25 protein-coding genes and 1 riboswitch are annotated in these 23,395 nt (G+C 72.0%); of the genes, 20 read left to right on the top strand and 5 right to left on the bottom strand.

Annotated features, from left to right (window positions below):
• Nucleotides 1–17 precede the first annotated feature (17 nt).
• The gene (locus tag ASF35_RS17225; RefSeq protein ID WP_055970463.1) at nt 18–326 is read right to left on the bottom strand and encodes a putative quinol monooxygenase; all 309 of its coding nucleotides are present in this window, start codon (nt 324–326) and stop codon (nt 18–20) included.
• Nucleotides 327–393: 67 nt separating this feature from the next.
• A complete protein-coding gene (locus tag ASF35_RS17220; RefSeq protein ID WP_056577524.1) occupies nt 394–1,416 on the bottom strand; it encodes a DUF695 domain-containing protein in 1,023 nt (340 codons plus the stop codon).
• 75 nt (nt 1,417–1,491) lie between these two features.
• On the opposite strand from ASF35_RS17220, the gene ASF35_RS17215 reads away from it, so the two are divergent.
• From ASF35_RS17215 to ASF35_RS17175, 9 genes are all read left to right on the top strand, one after another.
• Complete coding sequence (locus ASF35_RS17215; RefSeq protein WP_055970459.1) at nt 1,492–2,898, top strand: replication-associated recombination protein A; 1,407 nt, start codon at nt 1,492–1,494, stop codon at nt 2,896–2,898.
• A gap of 94 nt (nt 2,899–2,992) precedes the next feature.
• Nucleotides 2,993–4,624, top strand: coding sequence for a carboxypeptidase regulatory-like domain-containing protein (locus ASF35_RS17210; RefSeq protein ID WP_055970457.1), 1,632 nt, complete (start codon nt 2,993–2,995; stop codon nt 4,622–4,624).
• Between the two features lie 69 nt (nt 4,625–4,693).
• Nucleotides 4,694–5,215, top strand: coding sequence for a hypothetical protein (locus ASF35_RS17205; protein ID WP_055970454.1), 522 nt, complete (start codon nt 4,694–4,696; stop codon nt 5,213–5,215).
• Nucleotides 5,212–5,502 carry a DUF6167 family protein gene (locus ASF35_RS17200; RefSeq protein ID WP_055970452.1) on the top strand — a complete coding sequence of 97 codons (291 nt, stop codon included), beginning with the start codon at nt 5,212–5,214 and terminating at the stop codon, nt 5,500–5,502. The genes ASF35_RS17205 and ASF35_RS17200 overlap by 4 nt, the downstream gene beginning before the upstream one ends.
• Complete coding sequence (alaS, locus tag ASF35_RS17195) at nt 5,502–8,180, top strand: alanine--tRNA ligase (protein ID WP_055970450.1); 2,679 nt, start codon at nt 5,502–5,504, stop codon at nt 8,178–8,180. Before ASF35_RS17200 ends, alaS begins: the two co-directional genes overlap by 1 nt.
• A gap of 10 nt (nt 8,181–8,190) precedes the next feature.
• Nucleotides 8,191–8,637, top strand: a complete 447-nt coding sequence (ruvX, locus tag ASF35_RS17190) for a Holliday junction resolvase RuvX (protein WP_055970447.1) — start codon at nt 8,191–8,193, stop codon at nt 8,635–8,637.
• 7 nt (nt 8,638–8,644) lie between these two features.
• Nucleotides 8,645–9,775, top strand: a complete 1,131-nt coding sequence (mltG, locus tag ASF35_RS17185) for an endolytic transglycosylase MltG (RefSeq protein WP_055970445.1) — start codon at nt 8,645–8,647, stop codon at nt 9,773–9,775.
• Complete coding sequence (locus ASF35_RS17180) at nt 9,768–10,616, top strand: shikimate dehydrogenase (protein ID WP_082495594.1); 849 nt, start codon at nt 9,768–9,770, stop codon at nt 10,614–10,616. The genes mltG and ASF35_RS17180 overlap by 8 nt, the downstream gene beginning before the upstream one ends.
• Nucleotides 10,617–10,626: 10 nt before the next feature.
• Entirely contained in the window at nt 10,627–11,328 is a 702-nt protein-coding gene (locus ASF35_RS17175; protein WP_055970443.1) for an A24 family peptidase, read from the top strand.
• A gap of 7 nt (nt 11,329–11,335) precedes the next feature.
• Here ASF35_RS17175 and ASF35_RS17170 read toward each other — a convergent pair whose 3' ends face one another.
• Nucleotides 11,336–11,650: a multidrug efflux SMR transporter gene (locus ASF35_RS17170; RefSeq protein ID WP_055970441.1), complete on the bottom strand. Its 315-nt coding sequence runs from the start codon at nt 11,648–11,650 to the stop codon at nt 11,336–11,338.
• Between the two features lie 10 nt (nt 11,651–11,660).
• Nucleotides 11,661–11,725, bottom strand: a riboswitch (guanidine-III (ykkC-III) riboswitch).
• 64 nt (nt 11,726–11,789) lie between these two features.
• Here ASF35_RS17170 and aroC point away from each other — a divergent pair.
• The 10 genes from aroC to ASF35_RS17120 all read left to right on the top strand — a co-directional run bounded on the left by aroC (nt 11,790) and on the right by ASF35_RS17120 (nt 20,431).
• Nucleotides 11,790–12,968 carry a chorismate synthase gene (aroC, locus tag ASF35_RS17165; RefSeq protein WP_055970439.1) on the top strand — a complete coding sequence of 393 codons (1,179 nt, stop codon included), beginning with the start codon at nt 11,790–11,792 and terminating at the stop codon, nt 12,966–12,968.
• A complete protein-coding gene (locus ASF35_RS17160; protein WP_055970437.1) occupies nt 12,965–13,480 on the top strand; it encodes a shikimate kinase in 516 nt (171 codons plus the stop codon). Before aroC ends, ASF35_RS17160 begins: the two co-directional genes overlap by 4 nt.
• On the top strand, nt 13,477–14,592 hold the full coding sequence (gene aroB, locus ASF35_RS17155) for a 3-dehydroquinate synthase (protein WP_055970435.1): 1,116 nt from the start codon (nt 13,477–13,479) through the stop codon (nt 14,590–14,592). Before ASF35_RS17160 ends, aroB begins: the two co-directional genes overlap by 4 nt.
• The gene (locus ASF35_RS17150) at nt 14,589–15,707 is read left to right on the top strand and encodes a Xaa-Pro peptidase family protein (protein WP_055970433.1); all 1,119 of its coding nucleotides are present in this window, start codon (nt 14,589–14,591) and stop codon (nt 15,705–15,707) included. The genes aroB and ASF35_RS17150 overlap by 4 nt, the downstream gene beginning before the upstream one ends.
• Nucleotides 15,707–16,270, top strand: coding sequence for an elongation factor P (gene efp, locus ASF35_RS17145; protein ID WP_055970431.1), 564 nt, complete (start codon nt 15,707–15,709; stop codon nt 16,268–16,270). The genes ASF35_RS17150 and efp overlap by 1 nt, the downstream gene beginning before the upstream one ends.
• Nucleotides 16,270–16,674 carry a transcription antitermination factor NusB gene (nusB, locus tag ASF35_RS17140; RefSeq protein ID WP_055970429.1) on the top strand — a complete coding sequence of 135 codons (405 nt, stop codon included), beginning with the start codon at nt 16,270–16,272 and terminating at the stop codon, nt 16,672–16,674. The genes efp and nusB overlap by 1 nt, the downstream gene beginning before the upstream one ends.
• A gap of 153 nt (nt 16,675–16,827) precedes the next feature.
• Entirely contained in the window at nt 16,828–17,475 is a 648-nt protein-coding gene (locus tag ASF35_RS17135) for an ABC transporter permease (RefSeq protein WP_055970427.1), read from the top strand.
• Nucleotides 17,468–18,673, top strand: a complete 1,206-nt coding sequence (locus ASF35_RS17130) for a betaine/proline/choline family ABC transporter ATP-binding protein (RefSeq protein ID WP_082495586.1) — start codon at nt 17,468–17,470, stop codon at nt 18,671–18,673. Before ASF35_RS17135 ends, ASF35_RS17130 begins: the two co-directional genes overlap by 8 nt.
• Nucleotides 18,670–19,461, top strand: a complete 792-nt coding sequence (locus ASF35_RS17125) for an ABC transporter permease (RefSeq protein WP_082495585.1) — start codon at nt 18,670–18,672, stop codon at nt 19,459–19,461. Before ASF35_RS17130 ends, ASF35_RS17125 begins: the two co-directional genes overlap by 4 nt.
• 1 nt (nt 19,462) lies before the next feature.
• Nucleotides 19,463–20,431, top strand: coding sequence for a glycine betaine ABC transporter substrate-binding protein (locus tag ASF35_RS17120; protein ID WP_055970425.1), 969 nt, complete (start codon nt 19,463–19,465; stop codon nt 20,429–20,431).
• 21 nt (nt 20,432–20,452) lie between these two features.
• Here ASF35_RS17120 and ASF35_RS17115 read toward each other — a convergent pair whose 3' ends face one another.
• Nucleotides 20,453–21,028, bottom strand: coding sequence for a GNAT family N-acetyltransferase (locus tag ASF35_RS17115; RefSeq protein WP_055970424.1), 576 nt, complete (start codon nt 21,026–21,028; stop codon nt 20,453–20,455).
• Between the two features lie 68 nt (nt 21,029–21,096).
• On the opposite strand from ASF35_RS17115, the gene ASF35_RS17110 reads away from it, so the two are divergent.
• Nucleotides 21,097–22,176, top strand: a complete 1,080-nt coding sequence (locus ASF35_RS17110) for a hypothetical protein (RefSeq protein ID WP_156368085.1) — start codon at nt 21,097–21,099, stop codon at nt 22,174–22,176.
• Between the two features lie 34 nt (nt 22,177–22,210).
• Here the strand turns inward: ASF35_RS17110 and ASF35_RS17105 are convergent, their stop codons facing one another.
• Nucleotides 22,211–23,389 (bottom strand): HNH endonuclease, encoded by a 1,179-nt coding sequence (locus ASF35_RS17105; protein WP_055970420.1) that lies wholly within the window; start codon nt 23,387–23,389, stop codon nt 22,211–22,213.
• Nucleotides 23,390–23,395 lie beyond the last annotated feature (6 nt).

Raw genomic sequence — 23,395 nt, 5'->3', positions numbered from 1 at the left:
GCCGGGGCCTTGACGCGTCAGCCGACGTGCTTGGACCAGCGAGGAGCCACCACCGTGACCACGGGTGGTGCAGCGAGCAGGTGCTCGGACGCGGCGAGGTACGCGAGGTAGGCCGGGTCGTGCAGGAACGCTGCGGCGTGCTCGGCGTCCGTGTACTGCTGGTAGACCATCACGGCGTCCGGGTCGCCGGCCACCTCGGTGTAGACGTACGCCTCGTGGTGGGGGTTCGCAGCGACGGCGTCCGGCATGTGCGCCTCCCACGCGGCGACCAGCTCGGGTCGTCGACCGGGTCTCGCCTGGTGCCTGAGGAACAGTCCATGGCTCATGCGGCGAACGCTAGGGGCCGCCACCGACAGGACCTCGGCGAGCGGACGACCCGGAGGTGCCTGCCCCTCAGCCGAGCAGGTGCCTGACCCGTGTCCACCCCGGATCGGGTGTGCTCACGGCCCGGAGGCCGTGGTCGTCGGCCCAGCGCGTGACGTCGTCGGCGGCGTTCTGGTCCTCGCCGTCGGTGTAGACGTGCAACGTGCGGGTGCCGTTCGTGGTCACGTTCGCCAGCACCAGTCCGCGCGGCTCCATCGTCGCCGCGAGCGAGTCGTCCAGCGCCTGCAGGCGGCCGAGGTCCCCCGGCGAGGGGAGACCACGCTCGTCGGGTGCGAAGGTCGCGGTGAGCGCGTGGTGCAGGTCGAGCGTCGGCCGGTCGATCCAGCGGGCACCCGTCCGGGCGAGCGCGAACACCGGGCGTCCTTCGGCGTCCTGGCCGGACAGCGCGGACCACGCGTCGGGGTCACGCTCGGCGGCGCAGACCGCCACTGCGGCCCGCAGGTCGTCGACGGACCGGGGCGACGCCGGGGCGGTGGTCGACGGCTCGACCCTCCCGACCCAGCGCGCCACGTCGTCCTCGCCGAGCGCCCAGTCGAGCACCATGAAGGTGACGGGGCCGTGCACCCGTTCCGGGAGGTCGGCGAAGGCCGGATGGTGCACGCCGACATGCACGCGGAGGTCCTCGAGGTCGGTCTCGACGTGGAGCACGACCGCCGAGAGGTCGACCGCGGCCCCGTCGACCTCCAGGACGGCGCCGAACGCCGCGGGGTCGGCCTCGACCGCGGGCGCGTACTCCCACGTCGTGTCCGCAGGGGGAGCGGCCCGGAACCAGCGCTCCGCGGCCGGGCGCGCCGCTGCGAGCCCGCCGGCGGAGACGGTCAACCGGTGCTCGGCGGAGCGGCCGGGACCGAGGTGCCACGTCAGGTCGGGGTCGATCGCGGAGAGAAGTCCGTCGAGGGCCGCGTGCTCGGGCCCGGCCTGCGCCGGGTCGAGGTGCCGGCCGTCGTCGGCCCACCAGCCCCAGAAGGCGCCGACGGGAGTCGGCGCCGGTGGAGCGTCGTCGTCGGGAGAAGGTCGTGAGAACAGGCCCATGATCACCAGCCTGGCCCATGGGCCCCGACGGGCACGGCGTCCGGGGGTGTCGGCGTCGGTGACTAGGCTCGTGGGGTGAGCGACGACGGACTGTTCGACCTTCCTGCGGCGGACGACCGTCCGACGGCGCGGTCCGGCGGGGGTGCCGGGCCGTGGGCGGCGAACGGAACCGACTCGTCGGGCTCGCTCGCCGGCAACGCTCACTCCTCGGCGCCGCTGGCGGTGCGCATGCGTCCGCGCACGCTCGACGAGCTGGTGGGCCAGCAGCACCTGCTCACCCCCGGATCGCCCCTGCGGCAGGTGATCGACGGCGACCAGCCGCTCACCATCCTGCTGTGGGGCCCGCCGGGCACCGGCAAGACCACGATCGCCTCGCTCATCAGCAACCACACGAACCGGCGCTTCATGGAGGTCTCGGCCGTCTCGGCGGGGGTCAAGGAGGTCCGCGACGTCATCGCCGGTGCTCGCCGGGCCCTGCAGAACGGCGTCGAGACCGTGCTGTTCGTCGACGAGGTGCACCGCTTCTCCAAGGCCCAGCAGGACGCGCTCCTGCCCGGGGTCGAGAACCGGTGGGTCTCGCTCGTGGCCGCCACCACGGAGAACCCCCACTTCAGCGTCATCTCGCCGCTGCTCAGCCGTTCGCTCCTGCTGACCCTGCAGTCGCTCGACGACGACGACGTCGCCACCATGATCGACCGGGCGGTCGAGGACCCCCGCGGTCTCGGTGGGGCGGTCTCCTTGAGCGACGACGCCCGCGACCACCTCGTCCGGCTCGCCGGGGGCGACGGCCGACGTGTCCTCACCTACCTCGAGGCTGCCGCCGGTGCCACGCTCAGCCAGGGTCGCATCGAGGTCACGGTCGACGACGCGGCGCTCGCGGTCGACAAGGCGGCGGTGCGCTACGACCGGCAGGGTGACCAGCACTACGACGTCACGAGCGCCTTCATCAAGAGCATCCGCGGGTCCGACGTCGACGCCGCCCTGCACTACCTCGCTCGCATGATCGAGGCGGGGGAGGACCCGCGCTTCATCGCCCGGCGGCTGATGATCCACGCCAGCGAGGACATCGGCATGGCCGACCCCACGGCGCTGCCCGTGGCCACGGCCACGGCCCAGGCCGTCGCCATGATCGGGTTCCCCGAGGCTCGCATCCCGTTGGCCCAGGCCGTGATCCACCTGGCCACGGCCCCGAAGTCGAACGCCGTGGTCCAGGCCATCAACGCCGCCCAGACCGACGTCCGCGCCGGCCGGGTGGGTGCCGTCCCGCCGGCGCTGCGCGACGCGCACTACGCAGGTGCCAAGAAGCTCGGCCACGGGCACGACTACCGCTACGCGCACGACGACCCGCGCGGTGTCGTCACCCAGCAGTACGCACCCGACGACGTCGACGGCCGCGACTACTACGAGCCCGGACGCCACGGAGCCGAGGCAGCCGTCGCCGAGCGACTCGCGCGCATCCGCGCCATCCTGCGCGACCGTTGAGCGGCTCGACGGGACCGCTGCGGCGAACCAGTGGCGCAGGTGCCGTCCTCGTGTGACAGTGAGGCAACCTTCTCGTCCTGTCTCGGAGACCTCCATGGTTCACGCCCGCCGTCGCGCGCGCCTCGCAGTCCTCTGCCTCGTGCCCTCGCTGGCGCTCGTGGCCGGCGTCGTCCCTGCCGCCGCGGAGTCCACGCCGGCCCCGCCCACCTCGCCCCCCGCGTCGACCCCGACGACGAGCGACGAGTCGTCGGACCCCGAGGAGGCGGCCGTCCCCGCCGAGCCCGGGACCACCGAGGCGTCCGAGCCGGGTGCCACGATCGACGACACCGAGCCCACGCCCCAGGCGGACGAGCCGCCGCCGACGCCGGACCTCGTCCCCACGACGGTCGTGCTCGAGCGCGCCGCCGGCACCACGTCGCCCCAGGAGCCTGCACGCGGGACCGTCCGGGTGACTGCCGACGGCGAGCCGCTGGCCGGCGCCCGGGTGACGGTGGTCGCCGACGGTGCGAGCGACACCTCGGTCGACGTGACCACGGGGACCTCGGGTGCCGCGACCTACGCCCTCAGCGGTCTGCGGGCGGGAACGTACCGGCTGCGCGCCGAGCTGCAGGAGACCGGGACCCATGCCGGATCCCGGTCCGCCGAGGCGACCGTCGTCGTCCAAGCGGGTCGTTGGGTGAGCCTGCTCGTCAACAACGGCTTCGGGACCCGGGTGCTGACCCGCGAGAACTTCTGGCTGCGCGGACGGGTGCTGACCACCGCCGGCAAGCCCCAGCCGCGTGTCACGGTCGCGCTGTACCGCTACGCCGGCTCGGGTCGCACCAAGGTGGCCACCGTGCGGACCAACGCCTACGGCTGGTTCACCTGGTCGCCCGCCGACCGTCGCGCCGGGACCTACCGCGCGCAGGTCAGCGGCACGCGCTACTCGGCGAAGCAGACGGTCCGCATCGGCACGGGGGAGCGGACGCTGCTGTCGCGGGAGGCGTCCCTCGCCTTCCTCCTCGGCGAACGACGCACGGGCACCCACACCGGCAGCGGTCGGTCGTGGCGCGGGTACACGAAGGGCGTCCTGATCCAGTCCGGCGGCCGCACGTGGGTCGTCCGGGGACGACTGACGTCCGAGCTGTCCGCACGGGGCGGTGCAGGAGGCTCCCTGGGTGGGCCCACCGGCGACGTGCGCTGCGGTCTGCCCGAGGGCGGATGCCTCCAGCAGTTCCGTACCGGCGCGATCTACACCAACAGCAAGGCCCAGGACACGCTGACGTCGGCCGTCTCGTCGACGCTCGGGGCCGCGGACCTGCTCGCCGTGGCGCGCTCCCAGGTCGGCTACCGCGAGCCGTCCCCGCGCAAGAGCAAGTACAACAAGTGGGTCGGGCGGACGGGACGCTACGACCCGTGGTGCGGGTTCTTCGTCTCGTGGCTCGCGCACGCCGGGGGCAAGCCCGGCTCGATCATCAAGGCCACGTCGTACAAGAAGCTCCTGGACGCCGAGCGCAAGCGCGGTCGGACCTCGCAGACCGCGAAGGTCGGACGGCTGGCGTACATCGGCTACTTCAGCAAGGGGACCCCGTCGCACGTCGGCATCGTCACCAAGGTCTCGAGCAGCCACGTCTGGACCATCGAGGGCAACGTGTCGGCGGGCGGTGGCCAGAAGCACCCCCGCGGCGTCCACGTGGTCAAGCGGACGAAGTCGCGGATCGTCTTCTACGCCGACCCTCGGTACTGAGGCCCGTCCGGTGGCAGGACCGTCCCCGCGCGCGGCGACGCCGCACCCGTCCCTAGTAACCTCGAGGTCATGTCCGCCGACGTCGCCGTCCTCGTCGCCACCGCGGTCCTCGCGGTCGTGACCGTGGCGGCCGCGGTCGTGGCGGTCGTGGCCGCACGCCGGGTCGCCCGCTCGGCCGGTGCCGTGGCTCCGGCCCCCGGACCTGCGGCCCACCAGGACACGGCGCCTCGACCGGCGTCGGTGCAGCGTCCGGCTGCGCCGGCGGCGCAGCACGAGGACACCACCGCGCTCGCGGTGCGGCCCGCGGTGCTGGAACCTCGCGTCGTCGAGGGTCGGGTCGTCGTGCCGCCCACCCAGGACCAAGTCGTCGAGGCCGCGCTCAGCCGACCGCAGGTCCGGTTCGCCGTGGTCGTCCAGGGTGTGGCTCACGCCCTGAGGCCCGAGAGCCGCGACCGGATCGGCGCCCTGATGCGCCGGGAGTACAGGAACCGCCGACGTGACCGGCTCCGGGCCGGACGCCGGGCCGCTCGTGCGGCCCACGCCTCCACGGCACCGCCGACGCCCTCGGACCAGTGGCTGGGGGAGCGATGAAGCCCCGCGCCGTCTGGTTCGTCGCCGGCTCGGCCGTGGGGGTCTACGCCAGCGCCAAGGCCCGGCGGGCCGCCTACCGGGTCTCGATGCCCGGACTCATCGACCAGGCCGCCGCGCTCGGCACCGGGTGGCGGGCCTTCGCCGACGAGGTCCGCGACGGGATGTCCACCGCCGAGTCTCGGCTCGCCGACCAGATCACGCCACCCCGACCCTCGCTCGAGGTCACGGCCGCGGACCAACCAGCCGCGGACCGCCCCGAGCTCACCGACGAGAGAGACCACCCCTGATGGAGACCGCAGAGATCCGGCGCCGATTCCTCGAGCACTTCGAGGCCGCCGGGCACACCGTGGTGCCCTCGGCCCCGCTGCTGCTGGACGATCCCAACCTGCTGTTCGTCAACGCGGGCATGGTGCCGTTCAAGCCGTACTTCCTCGGCCAGGAGACGCCGCCCTACGGCACCGCCACCAGCGTCCAGAAGTGCGTGCGCACCCTCGACATCGAGGAGGTCGGCAAGACCACGCGGCACGGCACGTTCTTCCAGATGAACGGCAACTTCAGCTTCGGCCAGTACTTCAAGGAAGGTGCGATCACCCACGCCTGGCGCCTGGTGACCGGCCACGTCGACGACGGGGGCTTCGGCTTCGACGCCGACCGGGTGTGGGTCACGGTGCTCGAGGGCGACGACGAGTCCCGCGCGCTCTGGAAGTCCGTCGCGGGCCTGCCCGACGAGCGGATCCAGGACCGGGGTCTGCTCGACAACTACTGGCACATGGGGGTCGCCGGTCCTGGCGGGCCGTGCAGCGAGATCTACATCGACCGCGGCCCCGAGCACGGGCCCGACGGCGGCCCGGTCGTCGACGAGGACCGCTTCCTGGAGATCTGGAACCTCGTGTTCATGCAGGAGGAGATCACCAACGTCCGCGCCAAGGACCAGTTCGACGTCGTGGGCCCGCTGCCGAGCCAGAACATCGACACCGGGATGGGCCTGGAGCGCGTCGCCTACCTGCTGCAGGGCAAGCAGAACCTCTACGAGATCGACGAGGTGTACCCCGTCATCGAGCGCGCGTCCGAGCTGACCGGACGGGTCTACGGCGCGAACCACGAGGACGACGTCCGGTTCCGGGTCGTGGCCGACCACGTGCGCAGCGGGCTCATGCTGATGGGCGACGGCGTGACCCCCGGCAACGAGGCGCGCGGCTACGTGCTGCGGCGCCTGCTGCGGCGCGCGGTGCGGTCCATGCGTCTGCTGGGCTACGAGGACCCCGCCCTGCCCGAGCTGCTCCCGGTCAGCAAGGACCGGATGAAGGCGTCGTACCCCGAGCTCGAGGCCGACTTCGCCCGCATCTCCCAGGTCGCCTACGCCGAGGAGGACGCGTTCCGGTCCACCCTCGGCAAGGGGACGCAGATCTTCGACGTCGCGGCGCAGAAGGTGAAGGCCGAGGGCGGGAGCGGCCTGTCCGGCTCGGCGGCGTTCACGCTGCACGACACCTACGGCTTCCCGATCGACCTGACGCTCGAGATGGCCGAGGAGCAGGGCCTCACGGTCGACGCCGAGGGGTTCCGGTCGCTCATGGCCGAGCAGAGGGCCCGGGCGAAGGCCGACGCGAAGGCCAAGAAGGGCGTCCACGCCGACACCACGGCGTACCGCGCGGCCCTCGACGCGAACGGTCCGACCGACTGGCAGGCGTACACGACCCTGTCGACGGAGTCTCGGGTCCTCGCGCTGCTGAGCGAGGGCGCAGCGACGCCTGCGCTCGGTGCGGGGAGCGTGGGCGAGGTCGTCCTGGACCGGACGCCGTTCTACGCGGAGTCCGGCGGCCAGAACGCCGACGCCGGCACCATCACGTGGACGTCGGGCGGGGGAGGCAGCGCCGAGGTCCTCGACGTGCAGCGGCCGATCAAGGGCCTGGTCGTCCACCAGGTGCGCGTGCTCGAGGGCGAGCTCGTCGTCGACGAGACGGTCTCGGCCGACGTCGACCGGGAGTGGCGCACCGGAGCGCGTCAGGCGCACTCGGGCACGCACGTCGTGCACGCGGCGCTGCGCGAGGTGCTGGGCCCCACCGCGCTGCAGTCGGGCTCGTACAACCGACCCGGCTACCTGCGTCTCGACTTCGGTTGGAACGGGGCGCTGTCGCCCGAGCAGCTGCACGACGTCGAGCACGTGTCGAACCGGGCGCTGCGCGAGGACCTGCTCGTCTCGGCCCAGTACATGACCCTGCCCGAGGCCCGCGAGTGGGGCGCCCTCGCGCTCTTCGGCGAGACGTACGGCGAGCAGGTGCGCGTGGTCGAGATCGGCGGTCCCTGGTCGCGTGAGCTCTGCGGTGGCACCCACGTGGAGCGGTCCAGCCAGATCGGCACCGTCGTCATCACCTCGGACGGCTCGGTCGGCGCCGGCAACCGTCGCATCGAGGCGCTCACCGGCATCGAGGGCTTCGCGTACCTGGCCAAGGAGCGCGACCTCGTGCTGCAGCTCACCGACGTGCTCAAGGCGCGGCCGGAGGAGGTGCCGGCGCGGGTCGGCGACCTCGTGGCACGGCTCAAGGCCACCGAGAAGGAGCTCGAGAAGCTCAGGACCGCGCAGCTCCAGGGAGCGGCCGGCGACATCGCCGCTGCCGCGGCCGACGTCGACGGGGTCTCCGTCGTGACGCACCGTGCCGAGGGTGTCGGAGGGGGCGACGTCCGGTCGCTCGCCCTCGACGTCCGCGGCCGCCTGCAGGACCGGCCCGCCGTGGTGGTGGTCGTCGGGACCGCGAACGACCGGCCCTCCGTGGTCGTGGCCGTCACGCCCGCAGCGCAGGAGCGCGGGCTCTCGGCCAACACGCTGGTGGGGGTCGTCGGTGAGCGCATCGGCGGCAAGGGCGGCGGTAAGCCCGACGTCGCGCAGGGCGGAGGCACCGACGTCGGCGGGATCGACGCTGCGTTCGGGGCGGTCGTCGAGGCCGTGCGCGAGACGGTCTCTCGGTGAGGCAGGTCCGATGAGGAGGGGACGTCGACTCGGTGTCGACGTCGGCGACGTCCGCATCGGCGTGGCCGTGTGCGACCCCGACGGGCTCGTGGCCACGCCGCTGGAGACGGTGGCCGCCGGACCCGACGCGATCGGCCGGCTCTCCGCCCTCGCCTCCGAGGTCGACGCGCTGGAGCTCGTGGTCGGTCTCCCGGTGTCGCTGAGCGGGCGCGAGGGTCCTGCTGCGGCGAAGGTGCGGGTGTTCGCCCGCGCTCTCGCCGACACGGTCGCGCCCACGGTTGTCCGGCTGTTCGACGAGCGGATGTCTACGATGACTGCGGACAGCCTGCTCCGCGAGGGCGGGCGGTCAGGGCGGTCTCGACGCTCGGTGATCGACCAGGCTGCGGCCACGGTCATCCTGCAGACCGCCCTGGACACCGAACGGACCCGGGGATCGGCCCCGGGCGAGACGATCTGAGGTCGACGTGAGTGACAGCGGACTCGACATCCTGGGCGCCGACAGTGGTGGGCGACGCGCCACCAAGGCCGGCGGCCGGCGTGCCCCCCGCAAGCGCGGACCCCGCTGGGGACGCATCCTGCTGGTGCTCGTGGTCCTGGCCGGCCTGGTCTTCGCCGGCAAGGTCGTGTGGGACAAGGCCGGCTCGTACCTGAACGGACCGGAGGACTACTCCGGCCAGGGCAGCGGTGAGGTCGTCGTCGAGATCCCCGCCGGGTCGGACGGCCAGGCGATGGCGTCGATCCTGGCGAAGCAGGACGTCGTGGCCAGCGCCGAGGCGTTCTACCAGCTCTCGCTGAACGACGAGCGCTTCGCGACCATCCAGCCCGGCTTCTACCAGCTGCGGCGCAAGATGTCGGCGGAGTGGGCGATGCGTGAGCTCACCGACGCGGGCAACCGGGTCGAGGGCAAGGTCACCATCCCCGAGGGCTCGCGGGTGGGCCAGATCGTGAAGGCGATCGCCGCCGGCTCGGAGATCAGCGAGGACGAGGTCACCGCGGTCCTCGACGACCCGAAGGACCTCGGCCTGCCCGAGGGCGCCAACGGCAACCCCGAGGGCTACCTCTTCCCGGCGACCTACACCGTCGAGCCCGGCACCACGGCGCTCGAGCTGATGCAGCAGATGGTCAAGAAGACCCTCGAGGTCGAGGCCGACCTCGACATCGACGCCCGTGCCAAGGCCCTCGGGCTGTCGAAGGAGGACGTCCTCACGATGGCGAGCATCCTGGAGTACGAGGCTGCCCGCGACGAGGACTACCCCAAGGTGGCCCGGGTGCTCTTCAACCGGCTCGAGGACGGCATGCCGCTGCAGCTGGACTCCACGGTCTCGTACGTGAGCCAGCGGGAGGGCGACGTGTGGACCACGCCGGAGGAGCGCGCGAACCCGTCGGAGTACAACACGTACCAGAACACCGGGCTGCCGCCCGGTCCGATCGGCTCACCGGGCGAGAAGACCATCGAGGCGGCCCTCAACCCCGCCGACGGCGACTGGTTGTACTTCTTCGCCGACAAGGAGGGCGTCACGATCTTCAACACCGACTTCGCCCAGCACAACGCCGACTGCCAGAAGGTCTACGGCGCCGGCTCCTGTGGTGGCTGACCCGCGCACCGGGCGGCCCGCTCGTCGCCGCTGTGCGGTGGTGGGCCACCCGGTCGCGCACTCCCTCTCGCCGGTCATGCACCGTGCGGCCTACGCCGAGCTCGGCCTGGACTGGACGTTCGACGCGGTCGACGTCGAGCCGGCGGGACTCGGTGCGTGGGTCGAGCGCCTCGACCCCACGTGGCGCGGCCTCGCCGTGACCGCCCCGCACAAGCGTGACGCGCTCGAGCTGGCGGACGACGTCTCCGACGTCGCCGCCGCCGCGGGTGGGGCGAACACCCTGCTGCTGGCCGACGGCGTGGTCCGCGCCGACAACACCGACGTGCCCGGCACGCTCGCTGCGCTGCAGGAGGCCGGCATCGCCGACGTGCCGCTCGTGCGTGTCCTCGGCGCGGGTGCCACGGCGTCGTCGGTCGCCCACGCCGTGGTGGGGCTGGGTGCCCGCCGGATGGAGCTGGTCGTCCGCGACGTGGCGCGGGCCGAGACGACCGCGGCATCGGCGCGTTCGGCCGGGCTCGAGGTGGTCGTGCGCTCGAGCGACGACCCCTTCGTCGACGTCGCGGACCTGCTCGTCTCCACGGTGCCGGAGGACGCGGCCGGTGCCCGGTCGCACGAGCTGGTCGAGTCCGCCGCCGCGGTCTTCGACGTCGTCTACGACCCGTGGCCGACCCGCCTGCTGCTCGCGGCGCAGCAGGCCGACCGTGCTGCGGTGTCCGGGCTCGACCTCCTGGCCCACCAGGCCGTGCTGCAGCTCGCCCTCATGACGGGCTCGCGGGTCGAGGTCGACGTGCTGCGCGACGCCGCGCTCGCGGAGCTGTCGGCCGCGCGCGACGTGCCCTAGGGTTGCGGCCGTGCAGACCCTCCACGTCGTCGCCACCGCCGTCGGTGCGGGGGTGCTCGGCCTGCTGGGCCCGCACGTGATCTCCCGGCTGCCCGAGCCGGAGCCGGACCCCTCCGAGGTCGACGAGCCCCCGAAGCCGCTCTACGTCGACCTCGCCCGACGCCCTCGACTCGCCCCGGCGCTCGCCCTGGTCGCGGCGGTGCTGGCGCTCGTCGTCGCGCTCGGCATCGACGAGCCGCTGCTGCTGCCGGCCTGGGCGGTCTTCGCCGGCGTCGGCACGTGGCTGTCGTTCATCGACCTGCGCACCCGGCTGCTGCCCTACGCCCTCACGCTGCCGCTGCACGTGGTGGTGCTCGCGCTCGTCGGCCTGGCGTCGCTCGTGGCCCAGGACCGGTCGATCATCCTCAAGGGGCTGATCGGCAACCTCGTGCTCTACGGGGTCTTCCGGCTCATCTACGCCCTCGGCCGGTGGATCAGCCAGCCGTTCGGGTTCGGCGACGTACGGATCGCGGGCGTGATCGGCTTGCTGCTGGGTGCGCTCGGTGCCGCCGAGACGCTGTACGGCGGCTACGCGGGGTTCATCCTGGGCGCCGTCGTCGGGCTGGGGCTGTACGCCACGGGACGGATCGGACGCCGTGACCCGTTCGCCTTCGGACCGTACCTCGTCGTGGGGGCCTTCCTCGGCCCGCCGCTGGTGGCCCTGCTCCGCTGACGGCGCGTCAGTGGGTGAGCTTCAGCCCGACGATCCCGGACACCACGGCCAGCAGGCACAGGACCCGCGCCACGGACACCGGCTCGTCGCCCTGCGCCATGGCCCAGGCGGCGGTGAGCGTGGCGCCGATGCCCACCCACACGGCGTACGCCGTCCCGGTCGGCAGGTCACGCATCGCCCACGCGAGGCCGACCATGCTGAGCACGAGGGCGACGCCGAACACGAGGCTCGGGACGAGGCGGCTGAAGCCGTCCGAGCGACCGAGGGCCGTGGCCCACACGGCCTCCAGCACTCCTGACCCGACGAGCACGATCCAGCTCATGACGACTCCTGACCTGCCGTCTTTGCGCTGATCGGGTACGGCAGCCTCGTCCGAGCCCCCAGGGAGCGGGCGACCCCATCCTGGCACAGCCGGGCAGGCCCTCCCTGCCGGCCCGACAGCTCCTGACAGAATGACCCCCATGCTTCGATGGCTGACTGCCGGAGAGTCCCACGGACCCGCGCTCGTCGCGATCCTCGAGGGACTCCCAGCCGGCGTGCACGTGACCAGCAAGGACGTGCAGGACGCGCTCGCCCGGCGCCGCCTGGGCTACGGGCGGGGCGCGCGCATGAGCTTCGAGGCCGACGAGCTCGAGGTCATCGGCGGCCTGCGGCACGGCGTCAGCATGGGCAGCCCCGTGGCCCTGCGCATCGGCAACAGCGAGTGGCCGAAGTGGGAGCAGGTCATGTCGGCCGACCCGGTCGACCCCGAGGTGCTCGACGGGCTCAAGCGGGGCGCTCCGCTGACCCGGCCGCGACCCGGCCACGCCGACCTCGCCGGCATGCAGAAGTACGGCTTCGACGAGGCCCGTCCCGTGCTCGAGCGGGCCAGCGCCCGCGAGACCGCCGCCCGCGTCGCGCTCGGCGAGGTGGCGGCGAAGTTCGTCGAGCAGACCACCGGCGCCACGATCCTGTCGCACGTCGTCGAGCTGGGCACCGTCACGGCGCCCGCGGGCCTCGTGCCGAGCGCCTCGGACGTCGAGGCGCTCGACGCCGACCCGGTGCGCTGCTTCGACGCGGCCACCAGCGAGGCGATGGTGGCCGAGATCGACGTGGCCCACAAGGACGGTGACACCCTCGGTGGCGTCGTCGAGGTGGTCGTGGAGGGCCTGCCGCCCGGCCTCGGCTCGTACACGCACTGGGACCGGCGCCTCGACTCCCGGCTCGCCGGTGCCCTCATGGGCATTCAGGCCATCAAGGGCGTGGAGGTGGGCGACGGGTTCGAGCTGGCCCGTACCCGCGGATCGCTGGCCCACGACGAGATCGTCCCGACAGACGACGGCATCCGCCGCGTCTCCGGCCGCTCCGGCGGGACCGAGGGCGGCATGACCACGGGCGAGCTGCTGCGCGTGCGTGCCGCCATGAAGCCGATCGCCACCGTGCCGCGGGCCCTGCGGACCGTCGACGTGGCCACCGGCGAGGAGACGCGTGCCCACCACCAGCGTTCCGACGTGTGCGCCGTCCCGGCCGCCGGCATCGTGGCCGAGGCCATGGTCGCGCTCGTGGTCGCCGACGCCATCACCGAGAAGTTCGGGGGCGACTCGGTCGAGGAGGTCCGACGCAACGTCGAGGCCTACCGCGACCACCTGAGGTTCCGTTGAGTCCGGTCGTCGTCCTGATCGGCGCACCCGGCGCCGGCAAGACCACGGTGGCCCAGCTGCTGGCCGAGGCGCTCGGCACCACGGTGCGCGACACCGACGCCGACGTGGAGACCACGGTCGGGACCAGCGTGCAGGACCTGTTCGTCCAGCGAGGCGAGGCGCACTTCCGCGAGCTCGAGGCAGAGGCGGTCGCCACGGCTCTGGAGGAGCACGAGGGTGTGCTGGCGCTCGGCGGTGGTGCGGTGATGCACCCCAGGACGCAGGAGCTGCTGCGCGGCGAGCGCGTCGTCTTCCTCGACGTCGGGCTGACCGCCGCGGCCCAGCGGGTGGGGCTCGGGACGAACCGCCCGCTCCTGCTGGGCAACGTGCGCGCCACGCTGAAGGCCCTGCTCGACGCCCGGCGCCCCCTGTACCAGGGCCTCGCGGTCCACACGGTCGTCACCGACGACCTCGACCCCGCCGACGTGGCCGACCTCGTCCGACGCTTCCTCCAGGAGGAGATCCACCCGTGACCACCCGCATCAGGGTCGAGACCGCAGCCCCCTACGACGTCGTCGTGGGCGCGGGCGCGTCGGCCCGCCTGGCCTCGCTCGTCGGCGACGACGTGAGGCGGGTGGCGATCCTGCACCCGGCGGTCCTGCGGGAGCGTGCAGCCCGGCTGCGCGCCCAGCTGATCAGCGAGCAGGCGACCGACACGGTCGACGTGCACCTCGTCGAGCTCCCCGACGGCGAGGCCGCGAAGACCGTCGAGGTGCTGCAGTACTGCTGGGGCGTCCTCGGCACGACGGGGTTCACGCGGTCCGACGTGGTCGTCGGGTTCGGCGGGGGAGCCACCACGGACCTCGCCGGGTTCGTGGCGGCCAGCTGGTTGCGCGGCGTGCGGTTCATCAACCTGCCGACCACCGTCCTCGGCATGGTCGACGCGGCCGTGGGTGGCAAGACCGGCATCAACACCGCCTCGGGCAAGAACCTGGTGGGTGCGTTCCACGAGCCGGTCGGCGTGCTGTGCGACCTCGAGCTGCTCACGGACCTGCCGTCGGCCGAGCTGCGCAGCGGCCTGGCCGAGGTCGTCAAGTGCGGCTTCATCGCCGACCCGTCGATCCTGGAGCTGGTGGAGGGGGCGGGGGCCGCGACGGTGCTCGACCCGACGTCGCCGATCCTCGCCGAGCTGGTGGCCAAGGGCATCCGGGTCAAGGCCCGGACCGTCGCCGGCGACCTGCGGGAGACCGGTGGATCCCGTGAGGACGAGGCGTCGATCGGCCGGGAGGCGCTCAACTACGGGCACACGCTCGGCCACGCGATCGAGCGCGAGGAGAACTACTCCGTGCGGCACGGCGAGGCGATCAGCGTGGGCATGGTCTTCGTGGCCGAGCTGGCGCAGCGGCACGACCTCATCGACGCCGACCTCGTGCAGCGTCACCGCGACGTGCTCGGCTCGCTCGCGCTGCCGACCACCTGGGCCGGGGCCTTCACCCCGTTGCTCGCGGCCATGCGGCTCGACAAGAAGACGCGGGGCGACCAGCTGCGGTTCGTCGTGCTGGAGGACCTGGGCCGCACGACCATCCTGGCCGGTCCCGACGAGTCCACGCTGCGCGACTCGTTCGCCGCGCTCACGAGCCGATGACGGGGCCCCTGGGCACGACGCCCGGCACCGACGACCTCGCGCGGCGACGACGTCGGGTGGGTGCTGCGCTCTCGGAGGCAGGGCGCGACGGCCTCGTCGTCACGACGCTCGTCAACGTGCGGTACCTGACGGGGTTCACCGGCTCCAACGGTGCGCTCGTGCTGCACGCCGACGGAAGCGGGGTCTTCCTCACGGACGGTCGCTACCGGGACCAGGCCGCGCAGGAGGTGCCGGGGCTCGAGCACGTCATCACCCGCGACCTCGTGGGCGTCGCCGCCGAGCGCATCACCGCGTCCGGGCAGACGTCGTGGGCGGCCGAGACGCACGCGCTCAGCGTCGACGCCCACGCCCGCCTGGTCGAGGCGGTCCCGGCGGTCACGCTGGTGCCCGCCGGCCGACTCGTGGAGGACGCTCGCACCATCAAGGACGACACCGAGGTCGCCGCCCTGCGGGAGGCGTGCCGGATCTCCACGGCGGCGCTCGAGGGGCTGTGGGCCGGCCCGCTGGTGGGTCGGACCGAGCGCGACGTGGCGCGTGACCTCGAGTGGCGCATGCTCGAGCTCGGCGCCGAGGCCGTCGCGTTCGAGACGATCCTGGCGTCCGGCCCGAACACGGCGGTCCCGCACCACCACCCGACCGACCGGGTGCTGCAGCCCGGCGACCTGCTCAAGACCGACTTCGGTGCCCGCGTCTCGGGCTACCACGCCGACTGCACGCGAACCGTCGTGCTCGGCACCGCCGACGCCTGGCAGCGGGAGGTGCACGCGGCCGTGCGGGCCTCCCAGGCCGCCGGTGTGGACGTGCTGCGCGAGGGCCGTCCGGTGGCCGAGTCCGACACCGTCGCGCGTGGCGTGCTCGCCGACGCAGGCTGGCTCGAGCACTTCACGACCGGGCTCGGGCACGGGGTGGGCCTGGAGATCCACGAGGACCCGTTCATCGCCGCCTCGCACGCCGGTACACTGGCCAGTCGCACCACCTTGACCATGGAGCCGGGCATCTACGTCCCGGGCCGCGGGGGAGTGCGCATCGAAGACACCGTCCTCGTCACGTCGGCGGACCCGGGAACCCCCGAGGTGCTGACCGACCTGACCACCGAGCTCCTGGAGATCGCCTGATGGCCACCACGAACGACCTGAAGAACGGCATGGTGCTGAACATCGACGGCCAGCTCTGGACCATCGTCGAGTTCCAGCACGTCAAGCCCGGCAAGGGTCCCGCCTTCGTGCGCACCAAGATGAAGAACGTCGAGTCCGGCAAGGTCGTCGACAAGACGTTCAACGCCGGTACCAAGGTCGAGACCGCGACCGTCGACAAGCGCGACATGCAGTACCTGTACAACGACGGCTCGAGCTACGTGTTCATGGACGTGCAGACCTTCGACCAGATCGAGATCCCCCCGGAGGCCATGGGCACGGCCACCGACTTCCTGCTGGAGAACCAGAACGCCGTGGTCGCCACGAACGAGGGCCGGGTGCTCTACGTCGAGCTCCCCGCCTCCGTGGAGCTGCTCATCGAGCACACCGACCCGGGCCTGCAGGGCGACCGCTCCAGCGGCGGCACCAAGCCCGCTCGCCTGGAGACCGGCCGCGAGATCCAGGTCCCGCTGTTCGTCGGCTCCGGCGAGAAGATCAAGGTGGACACGCGCGACGGTGGCTACCTCGGTCGCGTGAAGGCCTGATGGGCGCCAGGACCAAGTACCGCAAGCGGGCGCTCGACGTCCTCTTCGAGTCCGAGATGCGGGGCGTCCCCCTCGGTGGCACCCTCGCCGCCCGGCTCGAGACGAACGACCCGCCGGTCAACCCCTACACGGTCCAGCTCGTGGAGGGCGTGGCCGCGCACCAGGAGAGCATCGACTCCCTGATCACCGAGCACGCGCGGGGCTGGACGCTGGACCGGATGCCCGGCGTCGACCGCAACATCGTGCGCGTGGCGGTCTACGAGATCCTCCACGTCGACGACGTGCCGGGCCCCGTGGCCGTGAGCGAGGCCGTCGACCTCGCGGCCGACCTGTCGACGGACGAGTCGCCGAAGTTCGTCGGTGGCCTGCTGAGCCGCATCCTCGAGGTCTCCACCCCCGCCTGAAGGACCCGTCGCCACGCCCACACCTCGAGATCATCGGTGGGCCGGACGATGTCGCGTTAAGTTGCACATGCGTCCCACGTCGCTACGGTCGTGGGAACCGAGACGGGGTCCGGAGGTCCTTGCGGCCGCCCTCGTCCTGACGAGAGGCGACGCGTGAGCTTCATCGAGTTCGTCCAGGAGCGGTGGTCCGTGCTGTCGTTCCTGGCCTACCAGCACCTCAGCCTGGTGGTGCAGACGTTGGCGATCGCCACGCTGCTCGCCATCGTGCTGGGCGTCCTGGCCTACCGGTCCTCCTTCGGGACGTCGATCGCGCAGGCCCTGTCCTCGGTCGGCCTGACCCTGCCGTCCTACGCGCTGCTGGGCCTCCTGGTCGGCGTGGTGGGCATCGGCGTCTTCCCGTCGGTCATCGCCCTGGTGTTCTTCGGCTTCCTGCCCATCCTGCGCAACGTCATCGTCGGTCTCACCGGCGTCGACCAGGCTCTCGTGGAGTCGGCGCGGGGGATGGGCATGGGACGGCTGACGACGCTCGTGCGGCTCGAGCTGCCGCTCGCCTGGCCGGTGATCATGACCGGTGTCCGCGTCTCGGGGCAGATGCTCATGGGCATCGCCGCGATCGCCGCCTTCGTGCTCGGCCCGGGGCTCGGGGGCTACATCTTCTCCGGCATCTCCCGTACCGGCGGCGCCAACGCGACCAACTCCATCCTGGCGGGCACCCTCGGCGTCATCGTGCTCGCCGTCCTGCTCGACCTCGTCCTGAACCTGCTCACCCGCGTCACGACCTCGAGGGGCATCCGTGTCTGAGACCACCCAGCCGTCCACGCCAGAGACCGACACCGAGCCCGGGCGGTCCTTCGGCCAGCGGATCCTGCTCGAGAACGTCACCAAGCGCTACGGCGGGCAGGCCGACGCCGCCGTCGACGACGTGACCATCGAGATCCCCGCCGGCGAGATCGTCATGCTGGTCGGCCCGTCGGGCTGCGGCAAGACGACCACCATGAAGATGATCAACCGCCTGATCGAGCCGACCAGCGGCAAGATCTTCATCGGCGACGAGGACGTCACGCACCGCAACGCCGACGACCTGCGCCGCCACATCGGCTACGTGATCCAGGGCGCGGGACTGTTCCCGCACTACACGGTCGCCGAGAACATCGCGATCGTCCCGCGCCTGCTCGGCTGGAAGAAGGACCGCATCGCGGCCCGGGTCGACGAGCTGCTCGAGCTGGTCAACCTCGAGCCCGCGCAGTACCGCGACCGCTACCCGCGTGAGCTCTCCGGAGGCCAGCAGCAGCGCATCGGCGTGGCGCGCGCCCTGGCCGCCGACCCGCCCGTCCTGCTGATGGACGAGCCGTTCGGCGCGGTCGACCCGATCACGCGTCAGCGCCTGCAGGACGAGCTGCTGCGGCTGCAGGAGGAGCTGCGCAAGACGATCGTGTTCGTGACCCACGACTTCGACGAGGCGGTCAAGCTCGGCGACCGGATCGCGATCCTCGACGTCGGCTCGCGCATCGTCCAGTACGACACGCCCGAGGCGATCCTGGCCGCACCGGCCAGCGACTTCGTCGAGGGCTTCGTCGGCCACGGCGCCGCGCTCAAGCAGCTCACGCTCACCCGCGTGCGCGACGTCGAGCTGCACGAGGCCGCCGTCGCCCAGGTCGGTGGCGACGCCGCGGCCGCGATCCAGGACGCCCGCGCGAAGGGCCGTGAGTGGGTCATCGTCCTCGACGACCAGCAGCGTCCGCAGCGCTGGGTCTCGGTCAAGGAGCTCGAGCGGGCGGGCTCCCTCACGGGCATCTCGCGCGACCGTGACCTCGAGGTCGTCAGCACGGCCTCGACCCTCAACGACGCGCTCGACGAGATGCTCACGTCGTCGCACGGCGTGGTGGTCGTGACCGGTCGGCGCAACTCCTACCAGGGCGTCGTCCGGGTCGAGACGATCATGCAGGCGATGCAGCAGATCAGCAGCGCCGCCGCCGAGGCGCGTCCGGTGGAGCCGTGAGCGCCGCCGCCGCCGCTCCGGCCGTCGCCGGGGAGGCCGCCACTCCGACCGTCACGGTCGACCGACCGGGGATCGCGCGGTGGATCGGGCAGCCGCTCGTCGTGGTCGCCGCGGTCGCCGGCTGCCTGGTGTACGTGAACACCGCCTCGATCACCGACGTCGAGCGTCGCTCGCTGACGGCCGGCAACCTGCTCGACCTCACGCAGCAGCACCTGACGATCAGCCTGATCGCCACCGCGCTCACCTGCCTGATCGCCATCCCGCTCGGGATCGCGCTCACGCGCGGGCCGATGCGCCGCTACTCCAAGCCGATCATCACCGTCGCCGGGTTCGGCCAGGCTGCGCCCGCGATCGGGCTCATCGCGCTCGGTGCCGTGATCTTCGACGTCGGCCGCACCGGGGCGATCGCCGCCCTCACGGTCTACGGCATCCTGCCGATCGTGGCCAACACGGTCACGGGGATCGATGGTGTCGACCGGCGTCTCGTCGAGGCGTCGCGGGGGATGGGCGTCTCGGCCCTGGGCACCCTCATGAGGGTCGAGCTGCCGCTGGCGCTGCGCGTTATCGTCGCGGGCGTCCGCACGGCGCTGGTGCTCATCGTGGGCACGGCCGCCCTCGCATCGTTCACGGGAGCCGGGGGACTCGGCGACCTCATCACCACGGGCATCAAGCTCCAGCAGAACGTGACGCTGGTCGTCGGGGCGGTCCTGGTGGCCGCCCTCGCCCTGTTCATCGACTGGCTGGCTCGTCTCGTGGAGATCGCGGCTGCGCCGAAGGGAGTGGGCTGACATGCGTCAGCACCCCAGCAAGAAGATCGTCGGCACCGTCGCCGGGCTCCTCTGCCTGGCCCTCGCCGGCTGTGGCCTGCAGTCGGCCTCCGGCGCCGTGCTCGGTGCCGAGCCGGGGACCATCAAGCCGGTGAAGTCACTCGAGGACGTGCCGGTCACCGTCGCCGCGAAGGACTTCACCGAGCAGCTCGTGCTCGGCAACATGATGTCGACCGTGCTCAGCGTGGCGGGCGCCGACGTGACCAACCTCAGCAACACCCCGGGCAGCTTCGGAGTCCGGCAGGCGCTGCTCGACGGTCGCGTCGACATCTCGCCGGAGTACACCGGCACCGGTTGGATCAACTACCTCGGCAACGACAAGCCCGTGAAGGGCGAGGAGCAGCAGTACAAGGCCGTGTACGACGCCGACCTGAAGAACGGTCTGACCTGGCTGCCCTACGCGCCGATGAACAACACGTACGCCTTCGCGATCGCCGAGAAGAAGGGCGAGGAGCTCGGCATCACCAAGCTGTCGCAGCTGGCCGACCTGCCCCCGGAGGAGCTGACCTTCTGCGTCGAGAGCGAGTTCGCCAAGCGCGACGACGGCTTCGTCCCGATGCTCGAGGCCTACGACCTCACGGAGTCCGACCTCGCCAAGGTCACCAACCTCGACACCGGCGTCATCTACACGGCGACCGCCAACGGGACCTGCAACTTCGGCGAGGTGTTCACCACGGACGGCCGGATCCCGGGTCTGGACCTGAGGGTGCTCGAGGACGACCGCGAGTTCTTCCCCCTCTACAACCTGAGCTTCGTGGCGAAGACGTCCTTCCTGGAGAAGCATCCGGAGGTGGCGGACATCTTCGCGCCTGTGCTGTCGAAGCTGACGAACGAGGTCATGCTCGAGCTCAACGCGAAGGTCGACGTCGAGGGGGAGGACCCGGCGATCGTCGCGCGGGACTGGCTGAAGTCCGAGGGCCTGGTGAAGTAGCGCCGTTCTCGGCTCCGCCGGTCAGCGCAGGTCGAGCCTCATGAGGACTCTCGGGAAGCCGGCGAGGGTCGACGTGGTCTCGGCGGCCTGCGTGAATCCGGCGGCCTCGAACAGCGCCTTCGTCCCGACGTAGGCCATGGTCAGGTCGACCTTCTCGCCGCGGTTGTCGACGGGGTAGCCCTCGACCGCGGGGGCGCGCTGCTCGCGGGCGAGGTCCACCGCGCCGGACAGCAGCGCGTGGGAGATCCCCTGCTTGCGGTGGCCGGGACGGACGCGGATGCACCAGATCGACCAGACGTCGAGGTCGTCGACGTGCGGGATCCTCCGGTTGGTCGCGAACGACGTGTCGGCGCGGGGATGCACGGCGGCCCACCCGACGACCTCGCCCTGCTCGTCGTAGGCCAGCACACCGGGTGGCCCCTGCTCCATGAGCTCGCGCACCTTCTCGCCCCGCGCCTCGGCAGCGAGCTCGCGGTTCTCCTTGGACGAGCTGAGCCGGTAGCTCAGGCACCAGCAGACGTTCGCGTCCGGTCGCTTGGGGCCGACCATGGTGCGGACGTCCTCGAAGACGGTGGCGGGGCGGGTCGTGACGGCCATGGGAGCCAGTGTGCCGCGCGCGACGGACGATTCCGGTGTTCCCGGGCGCCGTGGTGCACCATGGCTCGATGAGAGCCCGCGCCGTCCCGCTCGTCCTCGTCGCGCTGGTCCTGGGCGTGGCGGCCGTCGTCGTGGTGCTCCACGGCCGTGGCGTCGGCATCGAGGTGCTCAGCGGGGACTTCCGGGACACGCGGTACTACGAGGTCCTGTACGACGACGACGCGACCGCCGAGGACGTCGTCGAGGTCGCCGAGGCCCCCAGCGGGATCGCCGAGATGGACGACGGCACCGAGGTGCGGCTCTACGGGATCAACGACCAGGAGGGCGGCGACGCGGAGAAGGCGGCGGTGCAGGTCCGGCGCCCCGGCGCCGACCCGGTGGCCAAGCTGGTCCCCACAGCCCTGGAGGTGACGGCCGTCGGAGACCACGCGGTGCTCCACTCCCTCTCCGGCGAGGTCACGACCGTCGAGCCCGACGGTGCGCTGCGCGAGATCACGCGCAACGGCACGGGTGCCGACGGCATGATCGTCCTCGAGGGGTACGAGCCGGCCGACGGCGTGGAGCCCGGGGACGTCCTGGTCGGCAACGACCAGGTGGTCACCCTCTACCGACCGTCGACGCGCACGGTGCACGAGGTGCCCTTGCCGAAGGTCGACCCGGAGATCCTCCCGGACGTCGAGATCGCGGACGGGCGGATCTGGCTCGTGGAGTCCGAGCCGCTGAAGGTCTCGGTTCGCTGGTCGACCGATGGTGAGGAGTGGTCGGGCACGGAGTACGTTCCCGAGCCGCGCACCGGCCCCGCGGGGACCTCGGCGCACGGCGACGCGCTGGCGATCGTCGACTCGACCGCGACGGACATGGCGTTCTCCGCCCGGACGCTGCACGTCGTCGAGGACGGCCAGGTCCGCTCGATCGACCTGCCGGAGCGCGTCGACGACGGCTACCTCGGTTGGTCGGTCGGCGACCAGGTGCTCATCGGCTACGAGCAGACCTGGTTCCGCGGCGGACCGGAGGGGTTGGAACGGTTCGACGTCCCGGGGGACGTGTTCGCGATGGCCTTCGCCGGGAAGGACCTCGTCGCGCTCGGCGACGACGAGGCCTGGACCAGCCCCGACGGCGGGGACTCCTGGGACGACCTCGACGACTGAGTGTCGGCGGCTCGTGCCGGCGGTCGGACCCGCGTCAGCCGGCTCGGGCGATGCGGATGTGTCTGCCGGTGCGGTGGGTGCGCAGGGTGCGGCCGATCTCGTGGGTGCCGGGGTCGATGCTGAAGTAGCCCTGGTGGACGAGTGCGTGGCATCTGGGACAGAGTCCGATGAGGTTGGCGAGGTCAGTGGTGCCGCCGTGGGACCAGTACTCGACGTGATGGACGTGCACGATCGGTCCGTTGCAGCCGAGTCCGCCGCAGCGTCCGCCTTGGCGGGTGACGACGGCCTTGCGTTGGGCGGGGGTGGCGAGGCGTGCGGTGCGGCCGACGTCGAGGACGGAGTGCTTGCCGGCGGTCAGTATCGGCGTGAGGGCGCTGTCGCAGAGCATCTGCTGGAGCTGGGCCGGTCCGATGGTCCCGAAGCCGGCGAGGTCGGCGGTCGTGGTGTCAGCGTCCTGGGCGAGGTCGGCGAGGTCGAGCGTCAGTGAGACGTGGGGTCGGACGCCCTTGTCCTGGGGAAGTCCGGATTCGAGGATGCTGCTGAGCATCTGGTCGAGGGCGGTGACGCGGCGTTCGTTGACGGGGCGGTCGTCCTCGGCGCAGGTGGGTGCGGAGAGCGACTGCAGGACGGTCTTGAGCTTGGTGCCGGTGTCGAACGACAGGAACCCGGTGACATGAAATCCCTCGCCGACGGCGGAGAGCTTGATGTCGTGCTTGGCCATGCCCTTGATCCAGGCCTCGTCGAGGTCGTCGGGGTGGGCAGCGTCGCGGAGCTTCTTGACCGCCTGGCGCATCTTCTTGGGCTCGGCCTTCGCCGCGAGGTCCAGCATCCAGTCCATCGAGACCTCCACGACCGCAGGGTCGATGTGACGACTCGCGTAGGTGAACGCGTCGACGTGGTCCAGCGAGATGGCCCCGGCGGTGGCGAGGTCGGCGAGCTCGGGCATGTCGTCCAGCGTCCGGGCCGACCTGCTGAGCTGGGAGGCGTCCTTGACGTCGAGGTGCAGCTGATCGCGCAGCCAGTTCTTCACGCTCGAGCAACCCTCGGCCTCGTGGTCGCCGTGCTCGGCCATCTCGGCGACCAGGTCGACCTTCGCCGCATCGATCGCGTTCTGCACGACCTGCAGCAGCCGCAGCGCATCGGTGGTCGTCGGGTACTCACGCAACGCACGCGCAGCAGTGGCCAGCTGCTCGGCGACGTGCTGCGTAATCATGAGTCC

This window comes from Aeromicrobium sp. Leaf291 (assembly GCF_001423365.1).
Classification (GTDB): Bacteria; Actinomycetota; Actinomycetes; order Propionibacteriales; family Nocardioidaceae; genus Aeromicrobium.
The sequence above is the reverse complement of the archived record's forward strand: the minus strand, read 5'-3'. Positions and strand labels throughout refer to the sequence as shown.

Bases quoted from the DNA above. Each gene is read 5' to 3' on its own strand.
- ASF35_RS17225 (WP_055970463.1), bottom strand. From the start codon at position 326: ATGAGCCATGGACTGTTCCTCAGGCACCAGGCGAGACCCGGTCGACGA.
- ASF35_RS17220 (WP_056577524.1), bottom strand. From the start codon at position 1,416: ATGGGCCTGTTCTCACGACCTTCTCCCGACGACGACGCTCCACCGGCG.
- ASF35_RS17210 (WP_055970457.1), top strand. From the start codon at position 2,993: ATGGTTCACGCCCGCCGTCGCGCGCGCCTCGCAGTCCTCTGCCTCGTG.
- ASF35_RS17205 (WP_055970454.1), top strand. From the start codon at position 4,694: ATGTCCGCCGACGTCGCCGTCCTCGTCGCCACCGCGGTCCTCGCGGTC.
- ASF35_RS17200 (WP_055970452.1), top strand. From the start codon at position 5,212: ATGAAGCCCCGCGCCGTCTGGTTCGTCGCCGGCTCGGCCGTGGGGGTC.
- alaS (WP_055970450.1), top strand. From the start codon at position 5,502: ATGGAGACCGCAGAGATCCGGCGCCGATTCCTCGAGCACTTCGAGGCC.
- ruvX (WP_055970447.1), top strand. From the start codon at position 8,191: ATGAGGAGGGGACGTCGACTCGGTGTCGACGTCGGCGACGTCCGCATC.
- ASF35_RS17170 (WP_055970441.1), bottom strand. From the start codon at position 11,650: ATGAGCTGGATCGTGCTCGTCGGGTCAGGAGTGCTGGAGGCCGTGTGG.
- aroC (WP_055970439.1), top strand. From the start codon at position 11,790: ATGCTTCGATGGCTGACTGCCGGAGAGTCCCACGGACCCGCGCTCGTC.
- ASF35_RS17150 (WP_055970433.1), top strand. From the start codon at position 14,589: ATGACGGGGCCCCTGGGCACGACGCCCGGCACCGACGACCTCGCGCGG.
- efp (WP_055970431.1), top strand. From the start codon at position 15,707: ATGGCCACCACGAACGACCTGAAGAACGGCATGGTGCTGAACATCGAC.
- nusB (WP_055970429.1), top strand. From the start codon at position 16,270: ATGGGCGCCAGGACCAAGTACCGCAAGCGGGCGCTCGACGTCCTCTTC.
- ASF35_RS17120 (WP_055970425.1), top strand. From the start codon at position 19,463: ATGCGTCAGCACCCCAGCAAGAAGATCGTCGGCACCGTCGCCGGGCTC.
- ASF35_RS17115 (WP_055970424.1), bottom strand. From the start codon at position 21,028: ATGGCCGTCACGACCCGCCCCGCCACCGTCTTCGAGGACGTCCGCACC.
- ASF35_RS17110 (WP_156368085.1), top strand. From the start codon at position 21,097: ATGAGAGCCCGCGCCGTCCCGCTCGTCCTCGTCGCGCTGGTCCTGGGC.
- ASF35_RS17105 (WP_055970420.1), bottom strand. From the start codon at position 23,389: ATGATTACGCAGCACGTCGCCGAGCAGCTGGCCACTGCTGCGCGTGCG.